Here is a 13,201-nt window from a genome sequence, read left to right as displayed (position 1 = left end):
GAGCTGCTTGTGGATCTGCGCCGCCGGTTCCGTGGGCTCCTGCGCCCGTACCGAGGGCGCGAGCGCCATCGCCGCGAACAGGGCCAGTGCCGATACTCCAAAACGCAGTTTCATCATTTGATCAACAGTGGTTCGATCAACGTCGACAAAAAGAAAAACGCGGCCAGGCTTACCAGCGCGGCCACGAGTGGAAGCATGAGGACTTTCGCGGCCAGAATCGCGTAGACGACGAGCGTCAACAGCCGCAAGAGCGCACCGATGCCCATGCGCGCCATCAGGTTATTTGCTCCAGCGGCCCGTCCGAGAACGAAGCCCAGGAGCTGAACCACCAGCGCGAGCACGCCGCTGATTCCGATCGCCGCGACGTCGCCCGGGCCGTGAAACACCAGCGCCAGCAAACCGCCAACTACTCCGATTATCCCAATCGTCGCCAGGGCGAACAGTCCGAACCCCTTCGTCACGTCCGTGGCTCCGAGTCGTTCGTCTTTCGCGCCGTGTGGCGCGTCACTAACCGATACATCGAGTAGAAACCGCCGCCAGCTCCAACGAGGACTCCGAGTAGGACAAACCAGGGGGACGTTCCAAACCGCCGATCCACCCAAACCCCGGCAAACGTGAAAACCAGGATGGTGGCGGCGAACTGGATCCCGATTCCGGCGAATTCGACACCGGAAACTGGGTTACCGCGCCCTGGACCACGGGTCCCACGTCCCTCGTTCATTCGGGGCGGAATCTAGGAGCTTGTGAAATTTTTCGCAAGCAAATCGGCAGCCCGAAACCGAAGGTACGCCGAAGAAGCTGGCACTTCATTTAAGTCACTGATGTGCCGAAACTTCGGCCGTGACTGCTCACGTTGACTATTCGTCTGTCGGTTGATAAGTTGCCATTCGCAATGATTTGTGAGCGGCCGCGCGCTTACAAATTCGTCGCCACCGGATCGTGCCGCCGGGATTCATGAACACACGCTTGATCATTTCACTGCTCTGTGCTGGTGCGCTCGCATTTGCGTGCGGACCGCGATCGCGCTCGGAACCCAAGTCCCTGGCCAGCGCGCTGCCGGTTCACCTAACCAGCAAAAGCGCGGAACACCCGAAGCGCCGCGACGCCGCCTCAAAGCTCGAACCGAAAATCAATTCGAAGCTTCAGGTCGAGGTCGCCAAGAAAGAAATCCGCTTCGCACTCAACGTCACGAACGTTGGCGCCAAACACGTCGAGCTCAGCTTCCCCAGCGGAAAGTCCTACGACTTCGTCGTCGTCGACTCCGTTGGACGCGAAGTGTGGCACTGGTCGAACGGCCACATGTTCACGCAAGGCGTACAGAACAAACAACTCGGCACCGGCGACACCATGCAGGTCGATGAATCGTGGAAGGCGCCGACGCAGTCGGGCCGGTACACCGCCATCGCCACGCTGAACAGCTCGAACTTCCCCGTCGAGCAACGTGTAGAGTTTGTAATTCCGTAATTACAACTCGCTAATACTTCTCGAAGCGCGGCAGCCGGCATCGGCGCCGCGCTTTTTTGCGCCCCTGGTTCCCCGTCCGCAGCTCGGGGTCCGCCCCTAGGAGTGCGACAGCCGAGCACGGCCTCGTCGCGGGCCGCCGGTCGGCTCAACCCGGCTGCCTTTCCCCCGCCCGCCAGGCGGCGTTAGCTTCCTGAACTCACCACCATAGGGAGCACCGCGAGTGGCAACGCGACAGAAGCCGATCGACGACTCACGCGATGTGGAGCTGCTCGAGCAGCTGGCCCGCGCGCGCACCGCGCTGACCGAGCAGATTGGCCGCCGCATCATCGGCCAACACAAAATCGTCGACGACCTCGTCGCCGCCCTGCTCGCCGGTGGCCACGTCCTCCTCGTCGGCGTACCGGGCCTCGCCAAGACGCTGCTCGTGCAGACCGTCGCCCAAGCGCTCGACCTCGAGTTCTCCCGCGTGCAGTTCACGCCGGACCTCATGCCGAGCGACATCACCGGCACCGAGCTGCTCGAGGAAGATCACGCCACCGGCAAACGGTTTTTCAAGTTTGCGAAAGGCCCAATCTTCGGCAACGTCGTACTCGCCGACGAAATCAACCGCGCCCCACCGAAAACGCAGGCGGCGCTGTTGCAGGCCATGCAGGAACACGCGGTCACGGCCGCCGGACAGACGCACCGGCTCCCCGAGCCGTTCTTCGTGCTCGCCACGCAGAATCCGATTGAGCAGGAAGGCACGTATCCGCTGCCGGAAGCACAGCTCGATCGCTTCATGATGCAGTTGACGATCGGCTATCCCACGCGCGAGGAAGAGGAGCGTATCGTCGCCGCGACGACGAGCGATCTCGAAGTGGACATTAAGCCGGTGCTCAACGCCGAGCAGCTTTCGGCGCTGCAGCATCTCGTGCGCCGGATTCCCGCGCCGCCAACCGTCGTGAGCTATGCCGTCAAGCTCGCGCGGTCGACGCGTCCGGGAACCGACGAGGCCACGTCGCTCGTGAAGAAATACGTCAGCTGGGGCGCAGGTCCGCGCGCGTCACAGTACCTCATCCTCGGCGCCAAGGCTCGTGCGGCGATGGACGGACGCTCCGTTCCAGATCTCGAAGACGTGAACGCCATGGCCGTGCCGGTGCTCAGTCACCGCGTGGTTGTGAACTTCCAAGCGGAAGCAGAAGGAATGTCGCCGCAAAAGCTCGTCACCGTTCCAGATCGCCCGTAAGACACGAAAGAGCAAAGGCCCCGAGCGTCCACTGCTCGGGGCCTTTTTCTGTCTAGCTCTTGAACGCCGCGAATCCAACGACGTTCCCACCAGGTTCCTTCACGTAGAACTCCGTCGCGCCGTAGAACGTCTCGTGCCTCGGCTTCACCACCGGCGCGCCCTTGATCCGCGCTTCGATTGCGTCGAGATCAGCGATTGACGGAACTGTGATGAACAGAGCCACGCTGTGCCCGTTCAGGTCCGACGCTGTCGAAGGGCTGTCGGCCATGACGCTCGCACGTGTCTGATACATGATTTCGACGCCATCCTTCTTCACGCTGGCAAAGATCAACTTTCCATCCGGTCCCGGAACTTGATTCTCCTTCTCGAAGCCGAGGTTGTCGGCCCAGAACGCAATGCCTGGCTCCACTGCGTCGACAATCAGAACGGGAGCAAGGGTGCGGACACCAAACGACGGCGATGTGGAGCTCATGGTATTCTCGTGGTTGACGACGCAGCTAGTCTAAATTAGACTTCAAGCGTCGTCAAGAGGGAATCTTCGCGTATGGCCCGCGGCTCGACTCTATCGCTGCCCGACCTCGTCGTGCTCAGCCTGCTCGCCGAGCGGCCGACGCACGGCCATGAGCTGTGGACGGAGCTCACGCGGCGTCAGGTACACAAGTGGGCCGCTATCTCTCGGCCGCAAGTTTATTATTCTCTAAATAAGCTCGAGAACGCCGGTCACGTCGAACCGGTCGGCGACGTGGACGCGACGCTCGGCCCCGAACGGCGCACGCTCGCACCCACCCCTTCGGGGCGACGCGCACTCTCCGACGCGCTCGGCCGCGCCGAGTGGGCAACCCAACGCCCGCCGTCGCCCTTCCTCACGTGGATGGTGCTGTCGTGGCAGGCGCGCCCCCGCGATTTCATTGCGCAGATCGAACGCCGCCGCCGCTTTCTACTCGAACAACTCGACGAAGATCGCGCCGCACTCGACGCCGTCATCGCCGAAACGTCGCCGAGCTCCGACGCCGCGATGATCGTGCGACTCGGCATTCGCCAGTTCGAAACCGAGCTGGCGTGGCTCGACGATGTTCAGCGACGACAACGTCCGGGCTGAAATCTCGGATGATTATTCCGATCCAAGAACGCTCAACGGATCGGACTGCGTTGCGCGCCGAGCAGGCAGGTACGCCGCCAAACCGGCGATGACGCCCATCAATACGACAGACCCGACCATCACGCGCGGATCGAGCGGACTGACATGAAAGAGGACCGACGCGATCAATTTCGACGAGAGCGCCGCACCCGCGATGCCGAACACGAGTCCAACCGCCGTGACGGCAAAGCCCTTTCGCAACACCATACGGCGAACCACGCCGCTATCCGCGCCGAGCGCCATTCGAATTCCGAACTCGCGAGCGCGCAGGCGAACACCGAATGAGAGAACTCCAAACAGGCCCAGCGCGGCGAGCAGAATTGCGACTCCGGCGAACAGCACCAAAATGCGAAGCATCAAGACGCGTTGCGCGGCGCCTCGACCGATGACGTCTTCCAGCATCGCCGGCTTGAACATCACGAGTTGCGGATCGATCGACGCGATCGCGCGTGCAATCGGTTTGTCCACCTGATCGCGCGAGGCCGACAGCGACAGAACCTGCGTCAACGACCACAGACGGTCCCCCGCCCACTGGCGGTGCGAGTAGTAGACGTACGCGGCCTCGCCGCCCTCGTTATCGAGCGCCACATCGCCGACGACTCCGACGATCTCGCTCTGGCGTCCGCCGGCTTCGATGCGTTGTCCAATCGCACTCGCGCCGGGAAAAAGCCGACGCGCCAGATTTTGGCTGACGACCGCGCGACCAGGTGTGCCTGACACGTCGTGCGCGTCGAATAAACGACCTTCGACCAACGGAATCCCGGCGGCGCGGAAGTAGTCTCCCGAAATGACGCGTTGTTGCGCACCAATGTCGCCGCGCGGAGTTCGCGCGAGCGAGCCCGTCAACGCCTGCGTGCCCCACACGTGGTACGCTCCCGTCGCCGGCAATCGAGAGATCCCTCCGGCCGCGCGTACGCCTGGAATCTTCATCAGGTCGGCGTCGAGGTCGTCGTAAAACGCGAACCGTTTCGTGGAGTCGTATCGCGCCGCCGGGAGATGAACCTCGAAGGTCAATGCGTTTGCGGGCGCGACGCCCAAGGGGACATCGCGAATACGCTGGAAGCTCGAGAGCAGCAGGCCCGCCCCGACGAGGAGCACGAATGCGAGCGCGACCTGCGACACGACCAGCCATTCGCGCAATCGCATCTGTGCCGCACCGCCGGTCGATGAACGGCTCTGGCCCCGCAGCACATCGCCAGGCTGGGTCTTGGCGATCCGCAGGGCCGGCGCCAGTCCGAAGATCAGGGCGCACGCCGTCGCGATGACAATGGAGAACCCGAGCAGCCGTGGGTCGAGCGAGAGCGATTCGAGGCGAGGCACTGCCCCGCCGGCCAGTCGGACGATACCCGACATCGCGACACGAGCGAGCGCGAGCCCTGCGACGTCGCCGGCCAACGCGAGCGTCAGACTCTCGATGAGCATTTGTCGAACGAGCCGCTCGCGGCCGGCACCGATCGCCGCACGCACGGCGAACTCTCGCGCGCGCTCCGAACCGCGCACGAGCATCAGGTTGGCAATATTGACGCAGACGAGCAACAGCACCAATCCGACCGCGCCGAGAAGGATCGTGAGCGCACGACTCGAGGATCCAACGATGTCTTCCTTCAACGGGTACAGGTGCGCGCGCAACTGCTTCGCGGCCGGATATTGCTTCGCCAACGTGAGACTGAGCGCATCGAGCTCGGCTTGGCTGCGTGCGATCGATGTGGCGCCGCGAAGCCGCGCGACCACCGTGAAGTAATGATTGTTGGCGTTGCTCGCGTCGCGGCCAGGCGAGAGATCGACAGGAACCCAGGCATCGACCGCGCCCACGACGGGATCGCGAAACCCATCGGGCATCACGCCGGCAATCACGTACGCGCGGCCATTCATCGTCAGTGTTTTCCCGATCGCCGACGGATCTCCGCGAAGCTGGTCGCGCCACAGGGATTGGCTGAGCACGACGACTGCCACGTTCTCGTCCTGCGCCTGCAGGCCTCGGCCGAGTTGTGGGCGCACGCGCACGACGTCGAAGTATTCCGGCGTCACAGGGAGCAGGCGAATTCGCCGTACGCCGTCGCCCGAGCCGATGTCCGCGCCCACCTCGTCATAGGTTTGCAGCGCGGCCGTCGCTTCGAACGAAGACATTTGCGCGCGATAGTCGAGATAGTGCACCGGCGTGACGAATCCGCGCTCGTCGGCACCCGCGGTGTAGTTCTGATATAGACGGACGAGCTGCCCTGGCTGCGAATAGGGCAACGGCTGCAGCAGCACGGCGTTCACAACGCTGAAAACCGCCGTCGTACCGCCGATGCCGATCGCCAGCGTGGCGATTGCGACCAACGCAAAGCCTGGATTGCGGCGCAACGTGCGCGCGGCGAACGAGATGTCTGCCCTGCTGTCGTCAAAGAACCGCGTGCCGCGCGCGTCGCGTACATCTTCCTTCACGCGCTCGACGCCGCCGAGTGCGATGAGGCTGTGCCGTCGGGCATCGTCGTCGCTCACGCCTTCTCGTTTCATGTGCTCCGTCTCCATCTCGACGTGAAAGCGAAGCTCCTCGGCCAACTCGCGTTCCTCGGACCGGCGGAACAACACGCCGCGAACGCGCTCCAAGAAATCTGAGAAAATGCTCATGCGCCGCTCGGTACGAGCGTGGCGCTCATGATGATGTTGATGGCGCTCGATGCGCGCTGCCATGTGGAATGCTCGGCGTCGAGCTGTCGCTGGCCGGCGGTGGTGAGCTCGTAGTAGCGGGCGCGCCGATTGTTCTCGGTGACCTGCCAGCTCGTCTTGACCCATCCGCGTCGTTTCATGCGAACGAGCGCTGGATAGAGCGAGCCCTGGGTGACGAGGAAGACGTCCTTCGACATCGACTGGATGCGATGGGCGATGCCCCAGCCGTGGAGCGGCTCGAGGGCGAGAGTTTTGAGGACGAGCATTTCCAGGGTTCCCTGGAGCAGCTCGGCGCGATCGGAGGTTGGCGCGGTGGCCGGCATGGACGTCTCCTTCAGATGATCTGAAGGTAAGACGTCGGGATCGCGAAAAAGGTTCGGACTAGGGCGAAAAAAGTTCAGCGCGGCGGATTCTGGGGCGTTGCGGGGCGTTCGGAGAGGAGTTTTGTGGTGAAGCGCTGGCCCTCGCCGAGTCGTTCGATCTCGATGGCGGCGGCGTCGACGGAGTTCTGGAGGGCGGCGATCTGGGCGGAGAGCTGCTCGACGGTAGGCCCGGAGCCGAGCTCGGAGGGTTGGCGTCGGCGGTTGAGGAGCGTGAGGGAGAGTTTGGCGAACGTCCCGAGGGCGGCCATGAGGCCGAGGAATACGAGGATGTCGACCAACATGTCTTCGGCCATGCGGTGTCCCGAGGGGCGAGGGTTCGGGAGGAATATACGGGCGGGATGGGGTGAAGGTTCCGAGTGCGCTGGCCCGGGCCGGCCGGAGCTCGGGTGGCGTAAGGTGAAGGGGCGGCTCGGCTTTGGGGTCGGCGGGCGTGCGAGTTTAGCAAAGGCTCATATAGGCCCTAGCCGCTTCAGAGGATTGGCATCATCATCTGCTTGACGCTGGCATGACGCGGTGCCGCGACGTTGTTGCCCCCACCCAGGGCAGTTCGGAGTCAGGCATATGATCGTCGTTCGCACGTTGGGCACGGCGGAGATCCAGATCGGTGAGACGCGGATTCTGCCGACGGCGCCTCGGAAGTTTGCGCTGTTGCTGTATTTGGCGGCGGAGAGGGGGCGCCCTGTGCTACGGTCGACGCTCCAGGATCTGATCTTTCCGGATCAGACGGAGAAGAACGGGCGGCATTCGCTGCGGGAGCTTGTTTATCAAATGCGGCGACTCGGCGTCAGCGTCGAATCGACCCCTCGCGCCGTTAGCCTGTCGAGCGATTTCGCCGCGTTCGATCTCGACGACATCGCCGACGGTGCTCCCCTGTCCCTTGAGCGACTTCAAACTATGGGTCAGGGGTTTCTCCCTGGATACACCCCACACGATTCCGAGAGTTTTGGTGAATGGTTCGAAGTCTATCGGGCGCGAGCAACGCTGAGCCTGTGCGGAACGCTCGTGCGGCAAATGACGGATAGTCGCAAAGCCGGAGAGTGGGAGCGAATTGAGGTAGCTGCCCGAGCGTGCCTCGCACTGGACTCGGTCAATGAAGAGGCCACGCTGTCTCTCGCTGAGACGCTCGCAATGCGCGGCGCAAAGGCTCAGGCAATTGAGCTGCTTGACCGCTATGCTAGCGATGTGGGAAAGCAATCGCATGAACTGCGACTGCCAGCGTTGTTAGTACGACGAAGAATCAGCGAGCGGATGGGCGACAAGTACGTCGCGCCAACAGATCTTCCGTTTCTCGGTCGCGATCCAGAAATCCGGCTTCTTCGCGAGCAGCTTGACGCCGCGAGGGCCGGCGACGCCCGTTGCGTTGTTCTCTTCGGAGACGCGGGTATTGGAAAGACTCGACTCGGCGAGGAATTCTGCAAATACGCCGGCCTGTCAGGCGCCCTTGTCCGGCGCGTTTCCACGCAGCCTCACGACGCGCATCGCCCCCTCGGGATCTTCGTTGATCTTGTTCCGGAGCTGCTTCGCCTTCCGGGGGCACTAGGTTGCGCCCCCGAGTCGATGGCAGCGTTGACCCGATTGACGCAACGGGAGCCCACGAACGATGAAACGGCCCGAGCCACCGCTATCGGCGAAGAATCCTCTTGGCCCGTCACGCGAGCTATCTCCGACCTGATCGACGCTATAGCGAATGAGGGGTTGCTCGTCGTGCTTGTCGATGACATGCACTGGGGTGACGATCTCTCTCGATCGACAATTGCGTCAATCGTGTCAGCTCGCAGGCACCGCAAAGTCCTCTTCGTCGTGACGAGCCGCGATCGCACGACCATTCAATCCTTTGCAAACTGCCCCGGCAAAGCAACTAGCGTTTCGGTCGCGCCTCTTTCGGGGTCTTCGGTCGCAGCCATCGTGGACAAGGCGCTGGAAAGCGAAACCGGACCCGTAGACTCTGTCCTTCGGGAATGGTTTCTGGAATCGGCGCGAGGAAATCCGTTCTTCCTGCGATGCTTGCTCTCACATTTCCAGGCGACAAGAGAGAGATTCGTCGTCCCGCCAACAATCGCAGCTGTACTCGACCAACAGCTCGGAGGCCTGACGAAGAACGCGAAGGCGGTCCTCGGGATCTGCGTTTGCCTTGGGAGAAACGCAACGCCGGACCGTATTGTTGCGGCGCTTGAGTTGCCGCATATACAACTGCACGATGCCGTCTCCGAGCTCGAGGCGGCGCATGTGATTCGACGGGCAAGTGGGACAATCGAGGCGGCGCACTGGCTGGTGGCCGAATCCGCGAATCGCCTCATCTCCCCGATTGCGCTTCAGTTCCTTCATCGCCGCGCGGCGTTGGCGCTCGAGACTGAGGCGAACGGAGGAACGGTAACAACGCTGTGGGATTGCGCGGAACACTGGACTTTGGCCGGTGACAATGACCGGGCCTCGCGGATTCTTCGAGAGTGCGCGGAGCACTCACGCAAGATCGGGCGACCGCGTGAGGCGGCAGAGGTGCTAATCCGGGCTGCGCAGATGGTAGCTGGCGCTGAACGAGGCGACTTGTCCAGAGCGGCCATTCGAATTGCCGAGGCGGCGAGTGATCATGACCTCGTGATCCGAGCGGCGGAACTCGCCAGGAGTTCCGGCGCCATGGAGGACGCCGATGAGGTAGAACTCAGCGAGATGTATGCAAGGATCGGTGAGTGGGAACAGATCGACAATGCTGAGGCGCGTCTAAGACGCGGGCTCGCTCCTCACATGCCGCTTGCCCATCGAATAAAGACGGCGCTTGCTCTCCTCCTTGTGGCGGAGCAAAGCGACGACTGGCCGCTTGCCGAACGCGTCTGGCTCGCGTTCGGTGATTTAAGAGTAGAGCGCGAGTCTGCGGATGAATCGACTATCCTAACTTTTCAATTGATATATCACTCGAGATTCGGAAGTCTCGCGGAGGCTCGACGTGTCGCCTTACGCCTTGTTGACATAGCCGATGCAGCGGCTCCCGCAAACGCCGCAGACATTCAGCGGAAAAGTGCGAATTCACTCTGGGTCGCCGGAGACGCCGAACTAGCGTTGGTGATCATGAGACGCGCATCCGCCAGCGCTCGCGTCGCGAGACTCTCGCGACTTGAGATTCGCATTGGGATCGCGCTGGTCGATTGGCTTCGGTGCCTAAACCTTGATGATGAAGCCGCAACTCATTGGAAGCGACTCGAGGACCTCGCAGCTGAAAACCCTGACTGGCCTTTCGACTTGCTCGCAGCGACGTCTCTGGCCGAAGACGCTTTGGCGAGAGACGAGCTCGCCGAGGCGAAGCGCCTGCTAGCTACGACGGCGAGCAAGACGCCAACCAATCCCGCGTCAAGGCTGGCAAGATTTCGCGCCGCGCTAGGAACAAGAATCCAGCATCTTGAGCGGGGAAAACCCGCTGACGTCGAACGAGCCGTCGAATCGCTTTTGCAATTTCAGAAGCGAGGCGGCGAGCTCGGTGACGCGGCTGATCTTGAGACTGCTTTCGCGATGCTCCTTCTCCACGACAACGGAGAGGCAGCGCGTGCTCGAGCATTGATGCAACGGCACAACGACGAGATTCGTCGTAGTCTCGCGCCGTACGCCAGATGCCTGGCTCACGCAATCAGCGTCGTTGGGTGGACTCGGCCAAACAAAACTCTAGAATCGCCTGGCCACGGCCAATTCGCGACGGCGGCGCCGAATTAGGCCCCGCGCAATGCCCTCGAGAGACTTTGACGATGCGAGGCGGGTGGTGTTGTAGTCACAACCGCGAGTGGAGCGATGCTTCGATCGTTGCTCGCAGGGGCGAAAAGGGTGTGCCAGAGGGGGCTTGCTAGCAACCTATCCGCGATTTCTGGATCGAACTGCGTCCCTCGACATCGCAAGACCTCCGCGCGGACCTGTGCCTCCGTAAGGGGGCGTCGATAGGGACGATCCGTAGTCATCGCATCGATGGTGTCTGCAAACCTGATGATCCGCGCGGCCAAGGGGATGGCATCGCCAGCGATGCGATCTGGATACCCTGTACCATCCCAATTTTCATGGTGATGGCGTACGGCAGGAACCAGGTCTCGCAAACGAGTCATCGTTGCGACCAGGTTGGCACCATCCTCAGGATGTTCCTGAATGATCGCCCACTCTTCGGCCGTCAGCTTATCCTGCTTCGAGAGAACGCCCGCGTACTTCTCATAGATTTTCCCAACATCGTGCAGGAGCGCTGCCCGGCCGATTTGCTCGATGTCTCGACCGGAGCGGCCGATCGCCTTGGCAATGACGGTTGAGAATTGCTGAACGCGACGAGAGTGTCCTGATGTATAAGGGTCGCGCGCCTCAATAGACTTGACCATCAACTCCAACAGTTCTTCGTTTGTCTGGGCAAGTTCGACGTTCGCTTGCTGAAACTGCCGGAGACCGAGAATTGGCACCCAGAGAGCCGCGGCAGCGATGGCACCAAAGGCGGCGTAGACCCACGCAAAGACGAAGACCAGGGGCGTTGCGAGTAGTGTCAACCCGGCCGTAGCGCGCTGATTCTCCTGCAGGACGCTCCGAACAGATCGACCGCTGTCGAGTGCGATTGCCGTGTGAACCAAGAGGTTGTTCCAAATCAGCGCGAGGCAAAAAGCGATCAGCGCCGGAACACCTGCGACGCGCGTGACGTGCGCGAGGTCGAGCAAATTCCCGATGGACCGTAACCCTACTCCGCCGAGAAGCGTATAAACGGAAATCGCGACCAATTCCATGTGGGCGTGCGCCGAGATATTCAGCACGGCCTTTATGGTCGAACGGCGAATCCACAGTTCGGCCGCGATCTTGACGACAACAACGGTGAGGACACTCTCCCAATACGGAACGATGATCGCCGCCGCGAAATACGGGATGAAGGCGACGGTTCCGTCAGCAGACCTCGGCAACATGTACCGCAGAAACTCTGCGGTAACGGCGAGGCCGCCAAGCAGTAGCACGTCGCTCAGCATCGAAGGCGCCACGCTGGACGCCCCGCGATACATAGCTAATGCCCAAATGAGAGCGGCTACGGCAGTAGCCCCGACGTACGTACGAATCTTCCAACGCATAGGAAGGCGACCCCCTCCAGCTCACTAATTCCAGCTGACACTACCTGTCAGTAGCGCGAATAGCGCGATCAGGAATTCCATGTGCGTCACCCCCTTGGTACATCAGTCACACGTCTCCGTGTGCTCCAAAGTGAGCTCCGCTCAACTACACTGGACCGAATTGTCCTCCGCTCGTCTTCGCTTCGGCGAGGGAGGGGGCCGTTATTTTAGTTTTCTAAATAGTGTTCGTAAGTGGGAGTGCCCTGACATCGTTCCGCCCACCAGCCCTCACGCCACCGCGTCCTCGCGGGCATCGAAGGGACTTGCCACCGGACAAAACCTCGCCCGGCGCCTGGCGAACACACTTTCCACATGAGTCAGTATCGACAAGCAGCCGTTTAGATGGTTTTCGGCTGCCAGAACTGTATCGTTTTGTTGCGACCTACATCACAGTCGCCGTACTACTAACGATCCAGCCAGCGATTCGTCGCATCCAGAACCGCGAGAACGCTTGAGGTCTCCGCGCTTTCGCGGATTTCGGCGCTCCCGGTAATCACCGACGTCTCCCGACCCGCTCGAACGATCACACCCGCGAACACGAATTCGCGCTCGAACGCCTCGATGATCTTGCACCCCTCGAAACCGACGACTCGATCCTCACCCTCGGCCTGACGGATCGCCGCCAGCGCCGCACGGGCGGCCAGCTCGATCCGCAGACGCTCGTTCTCGAGCCCCTCGGCTTCACCAATAAAAGTCTGATCGCCCTTCCGCAGCGTCACGCTGCACGCAATGCCCCGCGTCCGCGAGCGACGAACCTCGACATCCTCGAAATACAGGCGGCGACGCACGGCCTTCGCCAGTACGGGCGCTGCACTCTCAGGTCCCTGCCCCTGCCCGTTACCATGGGCCTGGCCCCGGCTGCTGCTCACCACCGGCTGCGAACCGGGGGTCGGCAACGTATACGACGCGCCGGCGTTGCGCGGGCCACGCTGACCGTCGTCCGACGTCGCCACCGAGATCTTCTTGTGGCTCACGTGCATGCCGAGGTGCGCGATCAACGCGCTTTCGACGTTCCGAACGGTCTGCTTGGGGGTTACATCCGTGGTCGTGAGGATGTGAATCTCCTCAACAGCCCCACTGACGCTCGCTACAATGCGCGCCGAAATCACCCCAGGCAGCGTGGCCAGGAGTTCTTCGGCGCGTTGAATCGGAAGGACGCTACCCGCGATGAGCGATTGCTCCGCGGATGGTCCCGGATTGTTGGCTGGCAACGGCACAGCGACTCCAGCGAGGA

At 62.0% G+C, this 13,201-nt stretch carries 12 protein-coding genes and 1 pseudogene; 5 read left to right on the top strand and 8 right to left on the bottom strand.

The annotated features are described in order from the left end of the window. Positions 1-113 precede the first annotated feature (113 nt). Positions 114-461 carry a hypothetical protein gene (locus AC6H4Z_RS07700; RefSeq protein WP_497546167.1) on the bottom strand — a complete coding sequence of 116 codons (348 nt, stop codon included), beginning with the start codon at positions 459-461 and terminating at the stop codon, positions 114-116. Beyond that, the gene (locus AC6H4Z_RS07695) at positions 458-721 is read right to left on the bottom strand and encodes an AtpZ/AtpI family protein (protein ID WP_497546166.1); all 264 of its coding nucleotides are present in this window, start codon (positions 719-721) and stop codon (positions 458-460) included. Before AC6H4Z_RS07695 ends, AC6H4Z_RS07700 begins: the two co-directional genes overlap by 4 nt. A 233-nt stretch (positions 722-954) precedes the next feature. Between AC6H4Z_RS07695 and AC6H4Z_RS07690 the strand changes: the two genes are divergently transcribed. Together AC6H4Z_RS07690 and AC6H4Z_RS07685 are read left to right on the top strand one after the other, a co-directional pair. Beyond that, complete coding sequence (locus AC6H4Z_RS07690; RefSeq protein WP_497546165.1) at positions 955-1,464, top strand: BsuPI-related putative proteinase inhibitor; 510 nt, start codon at positions 955-957, stop codon at positions 1,462-1,464. A gap of 220 nt (positions 1,465-1,684) precedes the next feature. Further along, positions 1,685-2,689 carry an AAA family ATPase gene (locus AC6H4Z_RS07685; protein WP_497546164.1) on the top strand — a complete coding sequence of 335 codons (1,005 nt, stop codon included), beginning with the start codon at positions 1,685-1,687 and terminating at the stop codon, positions 2,687-2,689. Positions 2,690-2,741: 52 nt separating this feature from the next. Here the strand turns inward: AC6H4Z_RS07685 and AC6H4Z_RS07680 are convergent, their stop codons facing one another. Then, positions 2,742-3,161: a VOC family protein gene (locus AC6H4Z_RS07680; protein WP_497546163.1), complete on the bottom strand. Its 420-nt coding sequence runs from the start codon at positions 3,159-3,161 to the stop codon at positions 2,742-2,744. A gap of 72 nt (positions 3,162-3,233) precedes the next feature. Between AC6H4Z_RS07680 and AC6H4Z_RS07675 the strand changes: the two genes are divergently transcribed. Beyond that, a complete protein-coding gene (locus AC6H4Z_RS07675) occupies positions 3,234-3,788 on the top strand; it encodes a PadR family transcriptional regulator (protein ID WP_497546162.1) in 555 nt (184 codons plus the stop codon). A 12-nt stretch (positions 3,789-3,800) separates the two neighbouring features. Here the strand turns inward: AC6H4Z_RS07675 and AC6H4Z_RS07670 are convergent, their stop codons facing one another. From AC6H4Z_RS07670 to AC6H4Z_RS07660, 3 genes are all read right to left on the bottom strand, one after another. Further along, positions 3,801-6,440 carry an ABC transporter permease gene (locus AC6H4Z_RS07670; protein ID WP_497546161.1) on the bottom strand — a complete coding sequence of 880 codons (2,640 nt, stop codon included), beginning with the start codon at positions 6,438-6,440 and terminating at the stop codon, positions 3,801-3,803. Continuing rightward, positions 6,437-6,802 (bottom strand): PadR family transcriptional regulator, encoded by a 366-nt coding sequence (locus tag AC6H4Z_RS07665; protein ID WP_497546160.1) that lies wholly within the window; start codon positions 6,800-6,802, stop codon positions 6,437-6,439. Before AC6H4Z_RS07665 ends, AC6H4Z_RS07670 begins: the two co-directional genes overlap by 4 nt. A 74-nt stretch (positions 6,803-6,876) precedes the next feature. Next, a complete protein-coding gene (locus AC6H4Z_RS07660) occupies positions 6,877-7,155 on the bottom strand; it encodes a hypothetical protein (protein ID WP_497546159.1) in 279 nt (92 codons plus the stop codon). A gap of 268 nt (positions 7,156-7,423) precedes the next feature. Here AC6H4Z_RS07660 and AC6H4Z_RS07655 point away from each other — a divergent pair. Continuing rightward, positions 7,424-8,650 (top strand): annotated as a pseudogene (locus tag AC6H4Z_RS07655) (AAA family ATPase); the annotation flags it as partial. A 12-nt stretch (positions 8,651-8,662) separates the two neighbouring features. After that, the gene (locus AC6H4Z_RS07650) at positions 8,663-10,561 is read left to right on the top strand and encodes an ATP-binding protein (protein ID WP_497547091.1); all 1,899 of its coding nucleotides are present in this window, start codon (positions 8,663-8,665) and stop codon (positions 10,559-10,561) included. Here AC6H4Z_RS07650 and AC6H4Z_RS07645 read toward each other — a convergent pair. Together AC6H4Z_RS07645 and AC6H4Z_RS07640 are read right to left on the bottom strand one after the other, a co-directional pair. After that, complete coding sequence (locus tag AC6H4Z_RS07645) at positions 10,558-11,595, bottom strand: HD-GYP domain-containing protein (protein WP_497546158.1); 1,038 nt, start codon at positions 11,593-11,595, stop codon at positions 10,558-10,560. The genes AC6H4Z_RS07650 and AC6H4Z_RS07645 overlap by 4 nt on opposite strands. A gap of 776 nt (positions 11,596-12,371) precedes the next feature. Continuing rightward, positions 12,372-13,184 carry a hypothetical protein gene (locus AC6H4Z_RS07640; RefSeq protein ID WP_497546157.1) on the bottom strand — a complete coding sequence of 271 codons (813 nt, stop codon included), beginning with the start codon at positions 13,182-13,184 and terminating at the stop codon, positions 12,372-12,374. Positions 13,185-13,201: the final 17 nt, after the last annotated feature.

Source organism: Leucogemmata humicola (assembly GCF_055379415.1).
Note: the sequence above shows the minus strand (reverse complement) of the source record. Positions and strands in the feature narration are given on the sequence as shown.